Annotated in this window: 27 protein-coding genes and 1 riboswitch; of the genes, 25 read left to right on the forward strand and 2 right to left on the reverse strand. The window is 44.3% G+C overall.

Features of this window, described 5'->3' with window-relative positions; translation table 11 throughout:
• The first annotated feature begins 11 nt into the window (after positions 1 to 11).
• The 11 genes from NZ043_RS17480 (at position 12) to NZ043_RS17530 (ending at position 8,054) form a co-directional block, all read left to right on the forward strand.
• Positions 12 to 692 (forward strand): zinc dependent phospholipase C family protein, encoded by a 681-nt coding sequence (locus NZ043_RS17480; protein WP_133384054.1) that lies wholly within the window; start codon positions 12 to 14, stop codon positions 690 to 692.
• 98 nt (positions 693 to 790) lie between these two features.
• Positions 791 to 1,213, forward strand: a complete 423-nt coding sequence (locus NZ043_RS17485) for a hypothetical protein (protein ID WP_339308975.1) — start codon at positions 791 to 793, stop codon at positions 1,211 to 1,213.
• Between the two features lie 27 nt (positions 1,214 to 1,240).
• Positions 1,241 to 1,810 (forward strand): GNAT family N-acetyltransferase, encoded by a 570-nt coding sequence (locus NZ043_RS17490; protein WP_339308976.1) that lies wholly within the window; start codon positions 1,241 to 1,243, stop codon positions 1,808 to 1,810.
• Between the two features lie 352 nt (positions 1,811 to 2,162).
• Positions 2,163 to 2,660, forward strand: coding sequence for a PH domain-containing protein (locus NZ043_RS17495; RefSeq protein WP_047842183.1), 498 nt, complete (start codon positions 2,163 to 2,165; stop codon positions 2,658 to 2,660).
• A complete protein-coding gene (locus NZ043_RS17500) occupies positions 2,657 to 4,219 on the forward strand; it encodes a PH domain-containing protein (protein ID WP_339308977.1) in 1,563 nt (520 codons plus the stop codon). The genes NZ043_RS17495 and NZ043_RS17500 overlap by 4 nt, the downstream gene beginning before the upstream one ends.
• A gap of 94 nt (positions 4,220 to 4,313) precedes the next feature.
• Positions 4,314 to 5,090 carry a Cof-type HAD-IIB family hydrolase gene (locus tag NZ043_RS17505; RefSeq protein WP_091033082.1) on the forward strand — a complete coding sequence of 259 codons (777 nt, stop codon included), beginning with the start codon at positions 4,314 to 4,316 and terminating at the stop codon, positions 5,088 to 5,090.
• Between the two features lie 109 nt (positions 5,091 to 5,199).
• The gene (locus NZ043_RS17510; RefSeq protein WP_094030640.1) at positions 5,200 to 5,370 is read left to right on the forward strand and encodes a YHYH domain-containing protein; all 171 of its coding nucleotides are present in this window, start codon (positions 5,200 to 5,202) and stop codon (positions 5,368 to 5,370) included.
• A gap of 95 nt (positions 5,371 to 5,465) precedes the next feature.
• Positions 5,466 to 5,927 (forward strand): GNAT family N-acetyltransferase, encoded by a 462-nt coding sequence (locus NZ043_RS17515; protein ID WP_339308978.1) that lies wholly within the window; start codon positions 5,466 to 5,468, stop codon positions 5,925 to 5,927.
• Positions 5,914 to 6,576, forward strand: coding sequence for an HAD family hydrolase (locus NZ043_RS17520; protein ID WP_339308979.1), 663 nt, complete (start codon positions 5,914 to 5,916; stop codon positions 6,574 to 6,576). Before NZ043_RS17515 ends, NZ043_RS17520 begins: the two co-directional genes overlap by 14 nt.
• Before the next feature lie 295 nt (positions 6,577 to 6,871).
• The gene (locus NZ043_RS17525) at positions 6,872 to 7,396 is read left to right on the forward strand and encodes an NUDIX domain-containing protein (protein WP_339308980.1); all 525 of its coding nucleotides are present in this window, start codon (positions 6,872 to 6,874) and stop codon (positions 7,394 to 7,396) included.
• Positions 7,383 to 8,054, forward strand: coding sequence for a DUF3298 domain-containing protein (locus tag NZ043_RS17530; RefSeq protein ID WP_339308981.1), 672 nt, complete (start codon positions 7,383 to 7,385; stop codon positions 8,052 to 8,054). Before NZ043_RS17525 ends, NZ043_RS17530 begins: the two co-directional genes overlap by 14 nt.
• Before the next feature lie 297 nt (positions 8,055 to 8,351).
• Here NZ043_RS17530 and NZ043_RS17535 read toward each other — a convergent pair whose 3' ends face one another.
• A complete protein-coding gene (locus NZ043_RS17535; protein ID WP_339308982.1) occupies positions 8,352 to 9,512 on the reverse strand; it encodes a glycosyltransferase family 1 protein in 1,161 nt (386 codons plus the stop codon).
• A 423-nt stretch (positions 9,513 to 9,935) separates the two neighbouring features.
• Here NZ043_RS17535 and NZ043_RS17540 point away from each other — a divergent pair, with 423 nt between their 5' ends.
• Positions 9,936 to 10,505 carry a hypothetical protein gene (locus tag NZ043_RS17540; protein WP_249911339.1) on the forward strand — a complete coding sequence of 190 codons (570 nt, stop codon included), beginning with the start codon at positions 9,936 to 9,938 and terminating at the stop codon, positions 10,503 to 10,505.
• A 65-nt stretch (positions 10,506 to 10,570) separates the two neighbouring features.
• Positions 10,571 to 10,855, forward strand: coding sequence for a hypothetical protein (locus tag NZ043_RS17545; RefSeq protein WP_339308983.1), 285 nt, complete (start codon positions 10,571 to 10,573; stop codon positions 10,853 to 10,855).
• Between the two features lie 95 nt (positions 10,856 to 10,950).
• Here NZ043_RS17545 and NZ043_RS17550 read toward each other — a convergent pair whose 3' ends face one another.
• Positions 10,951 to 11,724, reverse strand: coding sequence for a sporulation protein (locus NZ043_RS17550; protein WP_091033048.1), 774 nt, complete (start codon positions 11,722 to 11,724; stop codon positions 10,951 to 10,953).
• A gap of 184 nt (positions 11,725 to 11,908) precedes the next feature.
• Here NZ043_RS17550 and NZ043_RS17555 point away from each other — a divergent pair, with 184 nt between their 5' ends.
• From NZ043_RS17555 to NZ043_RS17610, 12 genes are all read left to right on the forward strand, one after another.
• Positions 11,909 to 12,349 carry a cupin domain-containing protein gene (locus tag NZ043_RS17555; protein ID WP_339308984.1) on the forward strand — a complete coding sequence of 147 codons (441 nt, stop codon included), beginning with the start codon at positions 11,909 to 11,911 and terminating at the stop codon, positions 12,347 to 12,349.
• Between the two features lie 21 nt (positions 12,350 to 12,370).
• Positions 12,371 to 12,910, forward strand: coding sequence for a hypothetical protein (locus NZ043_RS17560; protein ID WP_091033043.1), 540 nt, complete (start codon positions 12,371 to 12,373; stop codon positions 12,908 to 12,910).
• 8 nt (positions 12,911 to 12,918) lie between these two features.
• Complete coding sequence (locus tag NZ043_RS17565) at positions 12,919 to 13,458, forward strand: GNAT family N-acetyltransferase (RefSeq protein ID WP_133385909.1); 540 nt, start codon at positions 12,919 to 12,921, stop codon at positions 13,456 to 13,458.
• A gap of 47 nt (positions 13,459 to 13,505) precedes the next feature.
• Positions 13,506 to 14,030 carry a YfiT family bacillithiol transferase gene (locus tag NZ043_RS17570; protein WP_133384066.1) on the forward strand — a complete coding sequence of 175 codons (525 nt, stop codon included), beginning with the start codon at positions 13,506 to 13,508 and terminating at the stop codon, positions 14,028 to 14,030.
• Positions 14,031 to 14,064: 34 nt separating this feature from the next.
• The gene (locus NZ043_RS17575) at positions 14,065 to 14,580 is read left to right on the forward strand and encodes a GNAT family N-acetyltransferase (protein WP_339308985.1); all 516 of its coding nucleotides are present in this window, start codon (positions 14,065 to 14,067) and stop codon (positions 14,578 to 14,580) included.
• A 55-nt stretch (positions 14,581 to 14,635) separates the two neighbouring features.
• A riboswitch (ZMP/ZTP riboswitch) is annotated at positions 14,636 to 14,717 on the forward strand.
• Between the two features lie 51 nt (positions 14,718 to 14,768).
• A complete protein-coding gene (locus NZ043_RS17580) occupies positions 14,769 to 15,047 on the forward strand; it encodes a DJ-1/PfpI family protein (protein ID WP_240767958.1) in 279 nt (92 codons plus the stop codon).
• An 11-nt stretch (positions 15,048 to 15,058) separates the two neighbouring features.
• Positions 15,059 to 15,532, forward strand: coding sequence for a GNAT family N-acetyltransferase (locus NZ043_RS17585; protein WP_339308986.1), 474 nt, complete (start codon positions 15,059 to 15,061; stop codon positions 15,530 to 15,532).
• 175 nt (positions 15,533 to 15,707) lie between these two features.
• Positions 15,708 to 16,091, forward strand: a complete 384-nt coding sequence (locus NZ043_RS17590) for a VOC family protein (protein ID WP_091033028.1) — start codon at positions 15,708 to 15,710, stop codon at positions 16,089 to 16,091.
• A 259-nt stretch (positions 16,092 to 16,350) separates the two neighbouring features.
• A complete protein-coding gene (locus NZ043_RS17595) occupies positions 16,351 to 17,031 on the forward strand; it encodes a class I SAM-dependent methyltransferase (protein ID WP_339312789.1) in 681 nt (226 codons plus the stop codon).
• 50 nt (positions 17,032 to 17,081) lie between these two features.
• Complete coding sequence (locus tag NZ043_RS17600; RefSeq protein WP_339308987.1) at positions 17,082 to 17,846, forward strand: SDR family NAD(P)-dependent oxidoreductase; 765 nt, start codon at positions 17,082 to 17,084, stop codon at positions 17,844 to 17,846.
• 185 nt (positions 17,847 to 18,031) lie between these two features.
• Entirely contained in the window at positions 18,032 to 18,721 is a 690-nt protein-coding gene (locus NZ043_RS17605; protein WP_091033021.1) for a response regulator transcription factor, read from the forward strand.
• A complete protein-coding gene (locus tag NZ043_RS17610; protein ID WP_133384070.1) occupies positions 18,718 to 19,722 on the forward strand; it encodes a sensor histidine kinase in 1,005 nt (334 codons plus the stop codon). Before NZ043_RS17605 ends, NZ043_RS17610 begins: the two co-directional genes overlap by 4 nt.
• Positions 19,723 to 19,733 lie beyond the last annotated feature (11 nt).

Genomic DNA, 19,733 nt, shown 5'->3' on the forward strand with positions numbered 1-19,733 from the left:
AGATCAACTCTATGCCGTTACCTATGGTTCATCTCAATATTGCTAATCTGATTGCAGACTCGCTGCAAATGCAGGCTGATCGAGGTTCATTCTATCTGGGGAATATCGCCCCGGATTCCATACATATGCGCGAAGGTACAACTAGAGATGATAAGGAATACACCCATTTTAACCCGAAAGATCATGGAGATTACGTTGGTGAACTGAAGGATATCTACTCAAGCTATATGCAACAACTTACCGATGAAGGATGGAAGTGGTTTGTGCGAGGATACTTTATGCATGTGCTGACAGACTATTACTGGTTTCGTAGTGTGCATCCTGAATTCGTCGAACGGGTCAACAAGGTAGATCAATATACAGGCAGTAGCAGATCGAAGGATGAACTAGCGCGTTTATATTACCAGGAGACGGACCAGATCGATTTTAATCTCTATCAAGGTTCAAGTTGGAGCGAAGAGGTATGGCAGGTGCTCAACAGTTCACCGGGTTATGACATGACGGATCGTTTAACTGCTGATGAGATTGTACGCTGGCGGGACCACACGTTTTCTTTTCTTAATGGGGAAGAACCGGGAATTACTCCTGAGTTCATCACGGGTGAGAGAGTTCAGGTATTTGTGGAAGAGACCGTAGAGCGACTGATCGCTATGTTGTCTTCATGGGACCCGGAGTTACGTAACTTGATATGAATATAGATAGTTAGTGAAATTGAGTCACTAGATGCTGTATTTATTACTTCTCTACTCATTACTTGTCTATTTAATAATAAGTTAGGGAGGCATGCAGTATGGTGAAATATGCAGGAGTGTTGCTCGTATTTGTCATTGTCACTTTCATTGCAGGGTGCAGCAAACCGAATGAATCGAACGCTGAAGAGGGGCTTCCTGTGCTGATCACCTTAACCTGTAATCCAAACCTCACCATGGAACCATGCCAAGATGTTGAGTTTGATCGATCTGATGAGATACGGATCATGATGGAGGCCATACATAAGGCTGAGCGTTTGCCCGGCATTCTTGATTATGGTACACAGTACGACATGAGCATAACAAATGCGGACAGCTCGATAACACGGTATGATTTTTCATTAGGAATGGATCCCAAGATGCAAGGCCTGTTAGTCAACCATGAAGACACGAACACTGGATATAGCATATCCCTTGAGGATTCGAATCAACTAAGAAGACTGATCCAGCGACGTACTGATTAAGAAGGTATATGGAACGGAGAAGAACCTGTGGATGACAAAATTACCATTGAACCTTTAACGCAATCAGATGCAGATGGAGCGTATCAGGTGTTCGAGACAACCATTCCTGCAGCATTTGATCAGGAGGGAATAGGCTCGCTTCTGGATGATATTCAGGATGAAATAACACACAAAAAAGCGATGATTCACACGGCATTGCAAGCAAAGGACAACATAGAAGCAAATGTATTTTTCCTCGTCGCCAAAAGGGGAGAGGTTATTGTAGGCACAATCTCGTATGGACCTTGTGGTGAGGAGATTCGAGAATGTACAGAGGGTCGGCTGAACGAGATCGGAGAACTGGGTAGCCTGTATGTGTTGCCCGAGGTTCAAGGTCAGGGGATTGGCTCGGCGCTCATTCTTGCACTGGTTACCGAACTGCAGCGGCTGGGAATTCAGCAATTCTGCCTGGATAGTGGTTACCAAATCGCACAGAAGAAGTGGCAAAGCAAATTCGGTGAACCCTATGTCGTGGCAAAGAACTACTGGAGCGAAGGAACAGATCATATGGTTTGGCTGTGTGAAGTACAGGATTTTATAGTAGAAGAGGTTGTTTAAAAAAGCCCGCTTTTGATTACGAAGGATGCCTAGTGGCATCATCAGCGTCGAATATGGAATTCAGCCGAAATAAGCGGGAGGCTTACGAAGTATGTTTCCTGAGGAAACATTGTAGTTGCTCACGTAGTTTTCCCTACGCTCCGCTACTCCATTTCTAGCTTCATCCCATCTTCTCGGTACTGAAAACCGGTCTTTTTGAACATGCACTAAAGTAAAATGAAACGTACAAAAGAGATGACGACCTGTATTGTATAGGGGTCATCTCTTTATCTTTTTGCATCGATCGTGAACGATTGTTCGTACAGTGTACCATGTGTGTTTTTATGTACCCGAGGAAAAAAGGAGTGAACATATGTCAATCCAGTGGAATACACCCGAGCAACGGCTGTCCCCTCATGCGGTAAACTTGTGGAGAATTAGCGCCATCATATGGAATGTGATAGGCTTTCTAATTCTTGCCGTACTGTTAATACTCGACTCCATCTATGGATGGAAGACGTGGATTGGTTGGATTTTGTGGGGCGTCACGGCCATATCTGTACTATATGCGGTGTGGGATATTTTCATCCAGCCGTCATGGTTATACAAGCATTGGTACTATGATGTGAATGAGGAGTTCCTGCAATTGAAGCGTGGGGCGCTAACCAAGGTACACCAGATCATCCCCATGGCGAAAGTGCAATCGGTTACAACAAATCAGGGACCTTTGATGCGAAAATATGGACTCTATTCCGTATCGGTTGGCACGATGGGTTCATCACATGAAATCCCCGCCTTGCCAGAGGAAGTTGCGCTTGCACTTCGTCATCAGATTGCGTCCTATGCGCGGATTAATGAGGTGGATGAATGATCGATATGAAGCGACATCATCCATTAACCATGCTGTGGAGTCTGTGGAAACTGGTGAAGAATTCGTTCGCCATCATCCTGTTTTTGTTTGTCTTCCGTCAGGGCTCAGAGTCCCAATGGCTCTTCTATGGAAGAATCGCCTTTTATGCAGGGATTTCCATCGGCATCGTGTCGATCATCTGGAAGTGGTTCACTTCTCGTTATACAGCAGACGATAAGGCCTTTCACATCTACAGTGGTGTGTTCAACCGTACTCGAAGAACGATACCGTATACCAAGGTCCAGAACGTGAACCGACATACGACGCTGTTTCATCGGTTGTTCCGCGTGACGTCGATTCGATTCGAGACCGGAATCAAGGGAGAAGATGCTACCTTCCAGTTACACGTTGTTTCACTTTCCGAAGCGGAGCAGTTGGAGAAGATTGTAGCGGGTTATCTGGCAGAAGATGCAGAAACAGTAGGAGCAACAGAGGAACGTGATACGTTGGATGCAGTTCAGGATATGGAAGAGGGAGAGACGCAATCCGCCCCTGTTATAACTGATGAAGCCATGTCTCTACCTGCAAAAGAAAAACAGGAACGGATTGTTCATTATCATTCTACCCGCAAGGACATATTCAAAGCATCCTTTACCTCGCTTAGTTTTCTCGTACTGATTCCGGTCCTGGCTACGCTCTATTCCTGGGTGAAGGATTTCTTCCCCGATGAAGAAGTAACGGAAAGTATATTATTAACCTGGCTTGATTCCTGGTGGATTGCCAGTTTGATGATTTTGGTTTTGTTGATCATATCTATTGCTCTGGGCATAGTCAGAACCTTCGTAAAGTATGGCAATTTCCAGATCACCTCGGATTCCAAGCGGATCTATATCTCGAAGGGCATGATGGAGCAAACGTCATTTTCAATCCTGAAAGAGCGCGTTCAGGCCGTCAAAATTACACAGTCACCGATGAAAAGGCTGCTTGGACTGGCGGAAGTAGAACTAACCACTGCGGGTAGTCTGGGGGAGTCCGAGCAGGAGGTCAACTCACTATATCCTTTCCTGCCTGTGAAGCAAGCATATACCCTGATTGAGGAGATTCTACCATCCTATCGGGTTACGCAGGAGATGGAAAAACTTCCACGAATATCGCTATGGCTGCGCCTGCTCAAACCAAGTTGGGGGTGGATCATGATCACGGGTTTATTGTGGTATTTCAGACCATTGGTGTTTGGGCAGAAACATGCCTGGTGGATGATTTCTGCGATTCTCCTCGTATGGATTGCAACATGCAGAGTGATGGACTTTTTCCATACCCGATACATTCTGCATCAGAATTTCATTCAACTTCGAACCGGTGCGCTCACTTCAACACTCTTCATCTCCAAACGTGAGAAAGTCATCGAAGTGCAGATCACCCGTAATGTGTTACAGCGTTGGTTCGGTGTGGCTTCCATTCATACGGTAAACCGTGCCAAACCTGTTCTGCATCATCAGGCACATGACATTCCCCTGAATACGGCGGAATCATTTCAATCATGGTACATGGGACGTACCCAAGATGTTCAGACCCGTTAACGCAAGAGCAAGGCAGGAAGACCACATTAGGTTATTCTGTACTTGCTCTTTTTACTTGAAGTCCCAGGAAGCAGATTAGAGGAGGAAGGTCATTTTGATGAAAGCTGTGTTCTTTGATGTAGACGGTACATTGCTGAGCGAGATAGATCGGAGTTTATCACCGCGTACAGCAGAGTCGATCCGGGAATTGATTCGTAAAGGCGTTCAAGTCGTACTTGTCACAGGCAGGCCGTATAATTTATGCGAAGAATTCAGAAACCTCGGAATCGATACGATCATTTCGGCTAATGGGGCATTGATCAAAGCAGGTGATGAAGTGATACATAAGTCTGTACTTTCAGCACAGATGGTTAGAGCATTCAGTGAGTTTGCCGAGTTGCAAGGGCATAGTATTTCATATTTTACAGAGTCATTTGAGACGAACGGGTTGTGTACAGCAGATGGTCGTGTTTCTGAGGCCTTAAGAGATACGCTTGGACTCATGGATTTTCCGCAGAAAATTAGCACGTTGGAACAGGACGTATATTGTATTTGCTTATATGCGGATGAGGCGGAGACGGATAAATTCCAGTCCAGATTTCCTTTCTTACGATTCGTGAGATTCCATCCGTATGTAGTGAATGTGCTGGAAGCGAGCGAAGTCAGCAAATCTATAGCCGCAGAGAAAGTTCTCGACTACCTGAAGATATCCAGAGAGGATACAATGGCCTTTGGCGATGGGGAGAATGATGTGGATCTGCTAGATTATGCGGGAATCGGAATTGGGATGGGAAATGGCGGAGAACGAATTAAACAAAGCGCCGATTATGTCACCCTGCGGGCAAGTGAAGATGGGGTCACCTATGCATTGAAGCAATATAAGATTTTATGAGAATGGATCGGCTAAAAAGATGAAGGATATCCAAAATGTGGATTTTCATGTAGAATGATATAGCATGTATTAAGCCCTAAAGCATAGGGTGTTGATCGAAGGGTGACTTATGAAAAAGGTTGTTATCGTAATCCTGTCTCTTGTTGTACTTGTTGGTGTATCTTCTTCCGCTTATGCTCATCCAGGCAGACTGGACAAGAACGGTGGACATAACTGTTCAGCCAAATCCAAGCAAAAGGGTCTGTGCACGGGTTATCACTATCACAAAAAGAAAAAATGAGAATGAGCTGTACAAAATAAACCCGGCCATCATTCAATGTATGGTTGGGTTTTGCATGTGTACCATTGATTTAACATGTTGGAGGCGGTTACACCATGCGGATTCAGGAGATATCGGTATGGAATCATGACGAATTAGTGCCGGTGCTGGCCGAAAGCTCCAGTGAGGGGTTCAGACATATCGAGCGATTAATCCATGAATATGAGACAGGAATCAATACATTTGAGCAAGAAGATGAAGCGCTTTATGAATGCAGAATGCACAATAAGGTGGTTGGGATCTGCGGTTTGAACAGAGATCCTTATTCTGAAATGATTGATACCGGAAGAATTCGCAGACTTTATGTGATGAGAGAATTTCGAAGACATGGGGTTGGGCGCAGGCTGATGGATGCGGTTATTCAAAAAGCGGAAAATCATTACGCTCGACTGGTTCTGTACACGGATCAACCGGTTGCTGGATCTTTTTATCACAACTTGGGATTTAGAGAAGTGACGAGTATGGAGAAGATAACGCATGTACTGGAATTGGGGGAGAAGGAAGATGGATCATATTAAAGCGGTTATTTTTGATTTGGATAATACGATTCTGAACAGAACGATGACCTTTGACGGCTTCACGCAGCGTTTAATCAAGACATATTTTGGTCACCTTGAGTCAACCGAAGATATAAGTAAACGAATTATTGAACTCGACCAGGATGGTTATAAGGACAAACCCCTCTTGTTCAACGAGTTGTTGCATGAACTGCCTTGGGCAGAACATCCGCCACATGTCGAACTAATGGAGTTCTATGGCAGAGAGTATGTGCGAAGTTCAGTTCTGATGGAACAGGCGCGAGAAGTCGTTCAGCATCTGCGGGGGAAATATCAAACCGGGTTAATTACCAATGGGCAGACCGATATCCAGTATGGAAAAATCGATCAACTCGGTATTCGGGATGATTACGACCATATTATTGTTTCAGAAGAGGCAGGAGTCAAAAAGCCCGATCCACGCATATTTCAGCTTGCGCTGGATCATTTCGGTCTAAGCCCAGAGCAATGCATCTACATTGGCGATCATCCGGTGAACGATATTGAAGGAGCAGCAAGCGTAGGCATGAGCACCATCTGGATGAAGGTCAACCAGCCGTGGCAGGACAGCATTACATCGGGTCCTTTACATACGATTAAACATCTAAGTGAGCTAACGGAATTGCTGTAGAAGACGGTTATATAAATTGAATATAACATTTACAGAAAACGGAGAGGACAGAAATAACCTGAAGAAGCGGAGCTAAAAGCTTTCTGAAAGAAAGCTGCTTCGGAAGCATACACCTCGCCTTTATCCCCGGATTTACCCTTTAGGAAAGGAATCAAAAAAATCTGGGGGTAACAGCGATCGGAAGGTTGTTCTGTCATCGGAGTGGCTAGTGTAGATATTCTTTAGTTCAGTTTATGTAGATAAAGACTACTATAATCACAGTCTGGAAAGCGAGGAACATATGGAGATTAGACAGATGGCTACAGCGTTTTTGAGCAATGGCTCAGACATGCTGATGATGAAGAAGGCGGGTAGCAGACTATTTGATTTTGAATTTTGGGGTGGCATTGGCGGGCATCTGGAACAAGGGGAACTGAACATACCCATGAGCGCCAGCTATCGGGAGATTGAAGAAGAGACCGGGTTCACGCAAGAGGATGTCGAACACTTTCGGCTTCGATATATTCTGTTGGAGGTTAACGGTGGTGAGATTTGGCAGCAGTTTGTATATTTCGGAGAGACCACGCATCGACATTTTGTGCCCTCGGATGAAGGCGAGTTATTCTGGATACCGCTGGATGAGGTATTGGACTTACATTCGTCTATTCTGATCAAAGCAACGCTCAGGCATTATTTACAACATCCGGGAGCAGAAGACATCTGGATTGGCAACGTTCAGAATGGAACAGACCTAAAGGGCACTCCACAGGTAATATGGAACAGAATGCAAGAAACGATATCATTTGAGCCAAAGGGGGTTATCAATAATGTTGAATTATAGAATGGAAAGAAAAAAATGGAGATGGATTAATTACCTGTTGATCACTGTACTGATTGCTATCATTCTTCCGAGTAGTCATGTAGAGGCAGGCAGCACGATTACAGTGAAAACGAAGGTCCAATATTACAAAGGACAGCCATACATACATCTAACAGGTGGAAATAAATCTGTGACGGATAAGCTGAACAAGACATTTAAACTCCACGCAGTGAAAGCAGCTCGCCTGGACAAAGAAGAAAAGAAATTAAACAAAAATTATTTCTACATTACCATGGCCAGTGTAAAATACAATGCAAAAGAAAAGTTATCTGTGGTATATGAAGATCATGTGTACGCTGGCGGAGCACATGGAATGGATGCGACAAAATCATATAACTATGATTTAAGAACGGGGAAAGAACTGAAGCTAAGTGAGTATGTTAAAGATGATATTCAGATGGAGAAGGTAGAGAAATCAATTTCAAACAGTCTATTAGCCATGTATAATGCAGGAGATTCTATTTTTGAAGAAAATATATATGATTTTGAGCTTGATCAAACATCTCAATTCTTTTTATATGACAAAGGAATCGTCATCCGATTCCATCCTTATGAGGTTGCACCCTACGCTAAAGGGTTTGTAGATATCAAAGTCCCGTTTAGTAAAATCAACACATAGATGGTATGCAATAAAAGGCATGATCCAGTTCAATGAGATCATGTTTTTTTCTATATACAATCATTCAAAATACTCTAAATAATCCCAATAACTTCTGCTTCTATATGTCTACATACCTGTGAATAGCTTAACCCATTCCAAGAAGGAGGTTTTGTTATGAAACGTATTGGGAACATGTTTCAGGCCGACCGTAGCAGCGTGCACATGCTGCGGCAGCCTGAACGAACGCACCGGTATAACTTTGCATAGGGCAGAGGCGGTAGTTATGGGTTATTGGAAGAAGATGATTTCATCAGACTATGCTGTAATAATTCGATCTTTTGTTTTTCTGTTCCGATGTTCTATAGCTTCCTCATAATCCCCGATCAGTGTGTCAAAAATGTGCTCCCACGACCGTTGCTCAGCCAGCTTTCTGCCTTCCAGTCCCATCATCCGTAATTGGTTCCCGTGATTTCCCCAGAGACATATCTCCCGAATCAGTGCATCAGCCTGACCTGGCTCGAATAATACACCATTACGGTGGTGGGATACCAGATCCTTTACACCTCCGGCATTGGCCGCCACCACAGGAAGTCCGGAAGCCATCGCTTCCAGCACTACATTGCCAAATGTCTCCGTAGAGGAAGGAAACACAAACAGATCTGCCGAAGCATACATAACAGCAAGTTCTTCGCCATGCATATATCCTGTAAAGGTGACATTGGGTGGGGATTGCAGACGCATTTTGGGAAGAGATGGGCCGTCGCCAACGATAATCCAGTGTACACGGGACTGCATTTCCTGGGGCAACAGCTGCATGGTAGTTGTGAGCGTAGCGATGTCTTTTTCCGGGGCAATGCGACCAACGTAGAGTAGAATAAGGGGAGCGGTGATGTGGTATCGTTCACGGATATCCGAGCTGCGTTTATCAGGGGAGTACAGGTTACAATCAATCCCGCGAGACCAAAGTTTCAGACGCTGAATGCCTTGGGTTTGCAGGGTGTTTAACGTTTCCTGCGATGGAGTTAGGGTTGCATCACAGGCGTGGTGGAACCATTGGATATATTTCCAGTAGAGCGGAATCATGCTTTTCAACCGGTAGTATTCGAGATAACGATCGAAGTGGGTATGGTAGGAGACAACATGCGGAAGATGGTGTTTGAGTGCATACCTCAGGCCAAGCAGCCCCATATTAAAAGGCGTAGCGATGTGCAGCAGATCGGGTTGAAAGGTTTGTAGCTGCTTGTGCATGTCTGCTCTGTTGGGTAGAGCGATGCGGCATTCGGGATACAGAAAAAAAGGGATGTTGGCAACCGATCTGACTTGAGTCTCATGGCTTCCTTCAATGACGGAGTTCGGAGTAAATAGCAGATGTTCAATTCTTCTGCGGTTCAGATGGTTACTCAAGCGGTGGAGCGTGCCAGCAACACCATTGGTTTCCGGAAGATAGGTGTCTGTGAACAAGGCCAGGCGCATCATTACCCCTCCCAAGACTCGTGATGCCAAGATCATAACAGCGGAACATTTTCCAGAGGTCAAGTGCACGTTAACTTGACGATATTCCCTGTAAAATGACTTCGGTACGAACATGTAAACTTCCATAAGTTCAACTTGTATAGCGTATTCTGCTATGATGTAATAACGTGTCGGCGTAGTTGAACTTGAAATTTACACGAAACGGAGAGGGCAGAAAAAAACTGAAGAAGCGGAGCTAAAAGCTTTCTGCAAGAAAGCTGCTTCGGAAGCATACACTTCGCCTTTATCAACGGATTTTCCCATTTAATAAAGGGAGTGAAAAAATCTGGGGATAACAGCGATCGGAAGTTTATTCTGACCGCGTAGTGGTCCAGTGTAACATTCGTTCAAACTATTCAGACAGAGAGATACAGGAGGCAGAGAAAGATGAACAAGTTACAAGAAGAATTGCAGGAGTTGTTACCACTCGATCAGCTTGAAGAGATGTCAGGTGAAGAAGTTGTGGGGAGTGTTGCCATGGACCTTTACCGGGCTGAATTTGCGACAATTCGAGAAAGTGGGCAGGGACTTCCGCAAGTATTGCGAGATATCATTTTGATCATCGATCTGGATACCGAGCTGTCCATGAACGGGATGACCGGTTTCCTTGAGAATGCCAGCGGGCAGTACCTGGGTGAGACGATAACAGCTATGGAGCGGATCGGCAATGATGCAGATGCCGTGATCTTGAAGAAGATAGAGCAGATGTTGTCTGAAAGCGGCGTAACGCACGGGCAATTACGAGATAATGTGAATGGCCTGTCCGAAGATGACATCACGACAAGCCTGCAAACACACGGGGAACAGATCCATGAGGTATTACAACAGATTGAACTGGAAGCCGCGAATTTGAGCATGCAATCGGATAACGAAGAAAGCTTTGACCTGCTGTATCAGTATGTGGATGCGAACAAAGAGCGTCTCAAACAGGAGATGCAGCACATCTTGTCTAATTAAATGGGAAGAGACTTCGTATAAAAGTAATCCTTCATAACCATAATTGAGGAGGCAAAATGACAAGCATGAACAAACGATTAGCGATGGAATCCGTTCTGGTTACCCTGTTATTCATCATCGGTTTTGCAGTTTGGAATGTCGTTCAAGGCATGATCATGACTATGAATTACGTACCTGATCTGACAAACACCGCTACTTACGGTAACCCATTGCAATCCAAGGTTGCTTTTGGAACTATTGTTCGGTGGGATACAACATCCATGATCATGGTTGTTGCCGGATTCGTTTTGCTTGCCGCAGCATATTACGGGCTTCGATCAGGAATGCAGCGTTGGACACAGCGTTCTTGAAGTATTGTCTTGTGAAACTGAACCAACCAAAAAACCGTCCTTCATCAGATTTGTCTGATAGAGGACGGTTTTTATTCGTTAACACAAACTATAGATTAGATATGTTTGGAAATGATTTCTTCCAGTCCTTGAGCGACAGAATGCGCCCCTCGCGCCAGATGTCTTTCATACAGATGCAGGCGGACAAAGCTCTCATCCGTACCCATGGCTTCGGAGAATATTCCACTGAGCCCACGAGACCGGCGATCGATCTGTAATAGCAGCTCCAGCGAATCGCCCATCGGATAGAACAGCACTTCCAACTCATCCAGATGCCCACGGAATTTGTTTGTTGGTACAAATTCAAATTCCTGTACAAATGGCAGATTGCCGCCCAGCTTTGGTGCGTAGTCATTGGTTACTTCACGCAGTTTGAAACCAAGGATATCAATTGCATCGAGCACGGTGTTCATGTCTTTACTAGGAACAACATGCAGTCTGTCCCGGTCTGAGGGGTCTACAGCACTTGAAATATCGAGGCCCGTCTCTACCCATACCTCTGCACGATGCAGTGTAATCGGCAGATTTTCTGGCAGGTCAAATGAGAAGTCTTTCTCCAATTTGGCTCCGGGCTGTAATGTGAAACCTTCGGTGAGCAAATATTTGGCTATAACGGCTGTTTCTTTTACTTTGCGATCATCGCGCTCCCGTATGTAATGGGTTTTAATTGAAAGATAGATTCGATCTACATTCTGTTCCACATCTCCACCTTCAATGTACACAACCCCCGAGATGATTCCTCCAGGCGTGACCTCTGGTGTATGCAATTCCGTATTTACTTTGGCTGCTCCAACACCTACACTGGCTAACATTTTCTTGAAAAATGACATGCGCTCAACCTCCAGATCAGATGGTTTATTATATGGGATACATACGGCTTCGACCTTAATACGGAAGCTGGAAGAGAAGCGTTTCATATTTTAGCAAAGATATATCGCATATCCAAACAGGAGAATCGACTTACCCATGTCGAATGTTTAAATAAAGGGATTTTTTGTCAGGAGGCGTAGCCGAGTGAACACAGAATTTTCAGAACAGGAATATGGTGAAACGGGTGTCAAAACCAGCTTCGAGCAGATGGCGAACGGGGAACAGAAATATAAAATGATCGCAGAAGATGGCAGTTATTATTGTAGAACCGTTGCTTCTTCCCACGGAGCATGGCAAAACAGTCATGTACATATCCATCTAACGGAGTTTTATGTGGTGCAATCGGGATGGATTGCTTATGCCAGTTATGGAGACGATCAGATGTTTTCGATTCGAGTGATGCGTGCAGGAGAGCACATCATTGTCCAACCTGGAGTCCACCATAATATATACATGTCTGCACATAGCGCGATACATACCATTAAGCATGGATTGAACACCTCCAGTGATTGGATGGCATCACCTGAGTTGGATAGGTTAACTCAATCTTTAACAGAGAAGAAGCTACTCCAGAAGTATGATTAACCAGAGGGGAGGATCAGACAGATGCGTAAAAGTACAATATTTTGGATTACGGGAATAGCGATAATTCTCTTGGTGACTCTGCTCATATACAGCTATGTAATTCCAAGTGTGAGTGCACAGGATGTTGTGATGGCAGGCACAATCAGGCAGATTGATACGGATGCAGTTGAGATAGAGTTAGAGATAACGCGAAAAAGAGAAGATAAGGATCAACATATGGTGTATCCCGTTGTCCCAGGATGGGAAGGGGTCACATTTACTGAAGAACAAGATGATGCGTGGTACATGCCTTCGTCTGTCGGCAGCTCCTATTTTGATCAAGTCATTCTGGAAAAGTATCTGAAGGCGCAGGGGAAAACCATGAAATCAGCTGATAATCTGATAGGATTTGCGATACCTGATGAGATAGGGAGTTACAAGTTGCGGTTAACGCTCAGATCTTTGGATGGAACGACTCAGCCGCTTGAGAATCCCATGGTGTATTATGTTCACAACGAACATTTGTTAGGGAAGGATCTAAGTTGGGTTACGGGTGAGAATCTGGAGATCAATAAGGAGTAATCAGAATGATGAATGTATATGAATCGAATGAAATCACCGTACGTTTCTTGGACACAGAAGATGAACGACATCTGGTGAAGTGGCTGTCAGACCCGGAAGTTCTTCAATACTATGAAGGGCGTGATCGGCCGCATGATTTGGAGCAAGTGAGAGAACATTTTTACAATCAGAAAGATGATGCTACTCGTTGTATCGTTGAGTATGGAGGACATCCGATTGGATACATTCAGTTCTATGAGCTTGAGGAAGAAGAACGAACGGAGTATGGTTATGGAGATACGGATGAAATCATCTATGGAACGGATCAGTTTATTGGTGAGGTAGACTACTGGAATAAAGGCATTGGTACACAGTTGATGCAATCCATGCTGGCTTATCTGATTAATGAAAGACAAGCCCGTAAAGTGGTTATGGACCCTCAATCCTGGAACTTGCGAGCGATATCCTGTTACGAGAAATGTGGTTTCCAAAAGATTAAACTGTTGGAGAAACATGAGCAGCATGAAGGACAGATGAGAGACTGTTGGCTTATGGAATATGCTCCTTAGATAATGTTAAAAGTTATTTGAATCATAGAAACAAGGAGGAATAATGGATGGATGAAAGATTTCCGATAGGACCATTTGTACACACGGGTGAAGTTACTTTGGCACAGCGGGAGAAGTGGATTCAGGACATTGCTGAGTTGCCTGAACGCGCACGAGAAGCGGTAAAGGGATTGAGTGAAGATCAATTAAGTCTGCCGTATCGAGAAGGTGGATGGATGCTCAAACAGGTCATTCACCATATGGCAGACAGCCATATGAACAGTATGATTCGTTTCAAGTTGGCACTGACAGAGGATACACCAACGATTCGGCCTTATTATGAAGAGCGCTGGGCTGAATTGAGTGATTCAAGGGACCTGGATGTCGAATTCTCGCTTCAGATTCTGGATGCGCTCCATCGTCGTTGGGTGTTTCTGTTAAACGCGCTGACAGATGCAGATTATGCCAAACAATTTTATCATCCCTCATCGGAAGAAACGACAAGACTGGATTATAATCTGGGCATGTATGCTTGGCATGGCAAACACCATGTTGCTCACATCACATCGCTTCGGGAGAGACTGGGAATATAGCAAGGAGAAATATCTTTTTAGGGAGGATTCATCATTGAGTGTACATATCAGACTATTAAATGAGAGCGATCCTGTAATCATATCAAAGGCGTTTCAGGAGCAGGGTTGGGGGAGATTCGCTGAGCAGTATCTTCGTTACTTGGCTGAACAACATAATGGGGAGCGCGTAACCTTGGTAGCCGAGTTAAATGGAGAATTTGCCGGATACGTGAATGTATTGTGGTATTCCAGCTACCCGTCTTTCAGGGAACAAGGCATTCCCGAAATTAACGATTTTAATGTGCTGATGAAGTTCCAGCGCCAAGGTATTGGTTCACGGTTGATGGACCGAGCAGAGGAAGTTATTCTGGAACGAACGGATGTAGCAGGCATTGGTGTAGGTGTGTTTTCCGATTATGGCAAAGCGCAAGTTCTATATGCCCATCGCGGGTACATACCAGACGGTCACGGTGTACACAAACATGATCATTACATTCAGCCGGGTGAAGAAACGATTATGGACGACGATGTTGTACTTTATCTTACGAAGAAGTTAAAAGACGCGCAATAATTTTCATCATATATATACAGTGATGAAAGATGTCATGTATACTAGTTGTTAAATATCTGTTGTGTGTGACTGGCGTAAACGTGGAGTGAACCACGAGGAAGCACATATATTATATGCCGTACGCCTGGGCAAAGTGTTTGATCTTTTGATCAAACACTTTATTTATTATTCAGGGAACGAAAGGACAGGTGGCGGCAGCAGGTTTCCTAAAAGGAAAAAGGGCTACTACCAACTCATCTGCTTATGATTTATTGAATCCTTATTGTGCAGAAGTAATTTCAGCGCGTGTAGTGCGTGATGGTAATACGGTAACGGGTGCGGGGGTTACGGCTTCTATTGACCTGGGACTATACTTGGTCGAAATGTTAACGTCTACGGAGATCGTCCTTCAAGTTCAGCAAAAACTGGAGTATCCATATTATGAAGCCGGTAACTTAAAAGATGTCTACATGCACACTAAGAGGTAGGGGATAAAAAGATGACTATTCGCCTTTTTCAAGCGATTGATCAGCCAGCAGTGCTGAAAATGATGACGGATCATGATTTTCAATTTCCTTCGTTTATACGCGATCAGTATCCTACGCGCTGGGATTCATTTTTAAAAATGACGGATGAACGTATCAGTGCTTATTATGTCATGGTTGACGAAGCAGATGTTGTCATAGGTCATGCTGGTTATATCTTTCAGCCTACTGTTAACCGGTATGAAATCGTTGGCGTTGTTACAAGCAAATCACACCTTCGACAGGGAGTAGCACGTGCACTTATTACTAAAATATGCATTAAAATAGCTGAATTTGGCTGTAGTGATGTCATGCTTTACACACTTGATCATGAAGAAAATGAAGCAGCGCTTGTATTTTATGAACGAATGAATTTTCAAAAGGAAAGTATCGATATGAATTATTATACCTCGGGGTTTCATAGACTTTCACTTGTTAAAACACTATAAGTAACTTCAAAAAACTAATTGTAGTGGAAGCATAAAAATTGTACTTCAGTTTAAGTTGCATGTACTTGCAAAGAAAGATGATAAAAAAGCTGTCCTGCATGTTATACTCTATTGGAATTTGAGGAATGATAAGCAGGATGTTGAGAGATTAGATGATCAGAGGAGTGATTGATCCATGTTTAGCAAAGTCGGCCAAATTATGTTGTATGTCAATAATCAAGATGAATCACTGGCTTTTTGGACCGAAGTCGCAGGATTCCACATTGTGGATGAAGTAAACCTTGACGAGGGCATGAGATGGATTGAGATCGCGCCTACTCCAGATTCGCAGACGAGTATTATTCTCCATGACAAAGAGTTCGTCGAACGGATGTCGGCGGGTGTAAACCTGGGAACACCTTCGTTAATGTTCTTCACTGAAAATCTGGATAAATTATATGCCGACTTGGCTGGTAAACATGTAACGGTTGGAGAGATTGTTGAGATGCCAACGGGGCGTGTTTTCAACTTTGCTGATAATGAAGGAAATTACTTTGCAGTCTTGGAACGGGCGAAGTAAGTTACAACTCAAAACCTCTACGATTGTAAGCGATCGACATTCATGTCGGTCGTTTTTTTGTTGGGAAAAAGCTTCTGTTTTTAAGTAGAAAAGCACAAGAAAAATAGAGAACTACTGGGTAAAAATGTTATAATAGAGTGTGGATAATTCATTGAAAATGACGAGGAATGGATAGTCGGAAATGAAGGTTTGGATGGAGCATTGAAGGAGGAATGTGGTTGTGGAAAAGACGATTAAAAGTGTACAGGATCTATATGATATGCTCGATGCGGACTTCAGATCTGCCAAGCAATTTTGGGAACCTTTCTATGAGGATCGGAACAGACCAATCCCCTTTTTCCCAAACAAACCGGATGAGAATCTGGTAGCACATGTGAACGAAGGTGAGCTAAGCGGTGGCAAGGCACTGGAACTGGGGTGTGGCCCGGGCAGAAATGCGCTGTATCTAACCCGCCAAGGATATCAGGTAGATGCTTATGATCTTTCCGAGACAGCGATTGCCTGGGCTAAAGAGAGGGCGGCAGAAGAGCAACTGGACGTGCACTTTGAATGTCGCTCTGTGTTCGAATTGTCCCCAGAGCAAGAATATGATCTTGTCTACGACTCGGGTTGTCTACATCATCTGTTACCACATCAGCGCATTCCCTACATAGAGATGGTCCACAATGCACTCCGGCCTGGAGGATACTTTGGAATGACTTGTTTTGCTCCTGGTTTTGGCGATATTGGTGGACCTGAGATCGTTATGAATGATTGGCAGGTGTATCAAGAGAAGTCGATGCGAGGTGGTCTTGCATTCACGGAGGAGAAGCTTCGCTACATGCTGGAAGATGGCTTTGAATGTGTGGAGTTCCGTGCAATGAAGGTGATGGAGCAGCATGAACCGTGTTTTGGTGTACCTTTTCTGTGGGCCACGTTGTGGAGAAAGAAAGATTCATAAGCTTATATGGGGATATGATCGATTGAAAATAGAGGAGGAGTGGTATCGAAATGGGAACAGAAACAGGAAGAAGACACTTTATCATTACAGGCACATCCAAAGGGATCGGTTTACAACTTGCAGAGTTATTATTGGCTAAGGGAGACTACGTTTACGGTATTTCACGCGGGGGTTCGGATCTGTTGGAATCAGGCGAGGAATGGAGCGGGCGTTACCGCCATGTTCAGTATGACCTTGCCGACCTGAATGGGATCGATGATTTGATTACACGTATATTGGACCAAATACCTTCTCAGGAAGCTGAATTGATTGGACTTATTAATAACGCAGCGATGCTAGAGCCTTTAAAACCTATAGATCAATGCAGTGCGGCAGAGATAAGTCAGAGTCTTAACATCAGTCTTACAGCGCCAATGATATTGAGTTCATCTTTTATTCAACAAACAAATCACCTGTCCGCCAGACGTAAAATAGTTAATCTCTCATCGGGTTCGGGAAGTTATCCCGCGCCTTCAATGGCAGTGTACTGTACATCCAAGGCAGGCATGAACATGTTCACCCAATGCGTATCTCTGGAGCAAACGGGCCAACAGAACCCTGTTGAGATTGTTGCTTTTGATCCGGGGATGGTTGATACGGAATTGCAGGCTGCTGCACGAGGCAAAAGTACAGAGGAGTTCGCTCTTGCAGGTATGTTCAATCAAGTATATGAAGCAGGCCAATTAAGATCGCCACGAGATGTGGCGATGCAGTTGATCAAGCGGATGGACGAACACCTTGATGCAAACCATGTTATACACAGTATTGAGAGCTAATATGATATATGTATTTCGGCTTGTCTTCTTTACGAAGTAAGGATACCTTTTGATATAATCCCAACTTCCCTGTACACTGGAATCAGCGATTGGAAGAACGATTCGTAACGGTAAAGGTGATCCTGCAACAACGGAGTCTGATCACCTTATTCAACCTTAGAAGATCAGAAACGTGGTGAAGTCTCTTGTTTAAAATTATGCTCATTGAAGACGACGAATCATTATTCAATGAAATCAAGGAACGTTTGTCCCAATGGTCGTATGATGTGTATGGTGTGCAGGATTTTGGAAAGGTATTGCAGGAATACAGCGTAATTCAGCCGCAACTGGTCATTATTGATATTCAGTTACCCCAATATGACGGGTTCCACTGGTGCCGGATAATTCGTTCGCACTCAAATGTGCCGATTATCTTTTTGTCCTCACGGGATCATCCTGCGGATATGGTTATGTCCATGCATTTGGGTGCAGATGATTTTATCCAGAAGCCTTTTCACTTCGATGTATTGATTGCCAAGATTCAAGCGACTTTGCGGAGGGTGTACAACTATAATACAGAGCATATTGAACTTCGAACCTGGCGTGGTGCTGCTATTGAATATGTGAAAAATACGTTGACCTGCGGGGATGAATCTGTTCTGTTAACCAAAAATGAGATGTTCATCCTTAAAGTGCTGGTCGAGCACAAAAATCAGATTGTTACCCGTGAGGACCTCATCCGGAGCTTGTGGGATCACGAGCATTTCGTGAGTGACAACACGCTAACGGTTAACGTTAATCGGTTACGGAAGAAGCTTGAACCCATCGGCTTGGAGCGTTACATTGAAACCAAAGTAGGGCAGGGGTACATGGCAACGGAAGAGGCAGAAGCATGATCGGAAAGTACATACGAGAAAGGGCAAGTTGGTTATGGCTACTGGTAAGCATGCAACTTATTATTTTACTGGTGGCCTACCTGGACTCGTCCATTCCATTCCAATCTGTGGTGTATATCGTAGGACTGAATGTGGTGGTATGTCTTGTTTTTATATGGGCGAGATACCTGAAAGAGACCCGTTTCTATAAAAAATTGAGCACCTGGGATCATACCTATGATCTGAGAGAACTCGAGATCGCCGAAAGTCCATATGAGCAGATTGTACATGAGGCCGTCAGTTCCCAGACACAGCGGTACCGTAAGGAGTCGTCACATCATTTTATCGCTCTGGAACAGGAGAAGGACGAGATGTTGTCCTGGATTCATGAGGTGAAGACCCCACTGACTGCGTTGCAACTGATGATCGAGCGCTTGCCAGATGACAAGCTGCAGAGCCAAATGACATATGAATGGTTACGAATTCATCAGTTGCTGGATCAACAGCTTCATCAGAAGCGTATTCCGTTCATGCATAATGATCTGTTCATCGAAGAGACGGAACTTGAACCGGTATTGAATAGCGAGATACGAGCACTGAAATCGTGGTGCATTTCCAAAGGCATTGGCTTTGATGTGTCTTTAATGGTATCGCGCGTGCTCACTGACAGCAAATGGTTAGGCTTCATCCTCCGGCAGTTGTTGAGCAATGCGGTGAAATATAGTGATTCATCGGACATCCTCATTGAAAGTCGGGAACAAGATGGACACATCATACTAATAATTCAGGATTACGGGCGAGGGATTGAGGCTCAAGATCTGCCGCGTATATTTGATAAAGGATTTACGTCTACCCGAGGCAGAATGGATGGAGCGGCTACCGGGATGGGGCTGTATCTGGTTCGTCAGGTGGTCCAGACGCTTCATATGAACATTCATGTAGAATCTTCTCTTGGCGAGGGCACAATCGTCACACTTACTTTTCCGCGAAAAAACGACATGGTGCATCTTGCAGGCGTGTGACAACAATGTCA

Source organism: Paenibacillus sp. FSL k6-2145, assembly GCF_037976585.1.
Taxonomy (GTDB): Bacteria; Bacillota; Bacilli; order Paenibacillales; family Paenibacillaceae; genus Paenibacillus.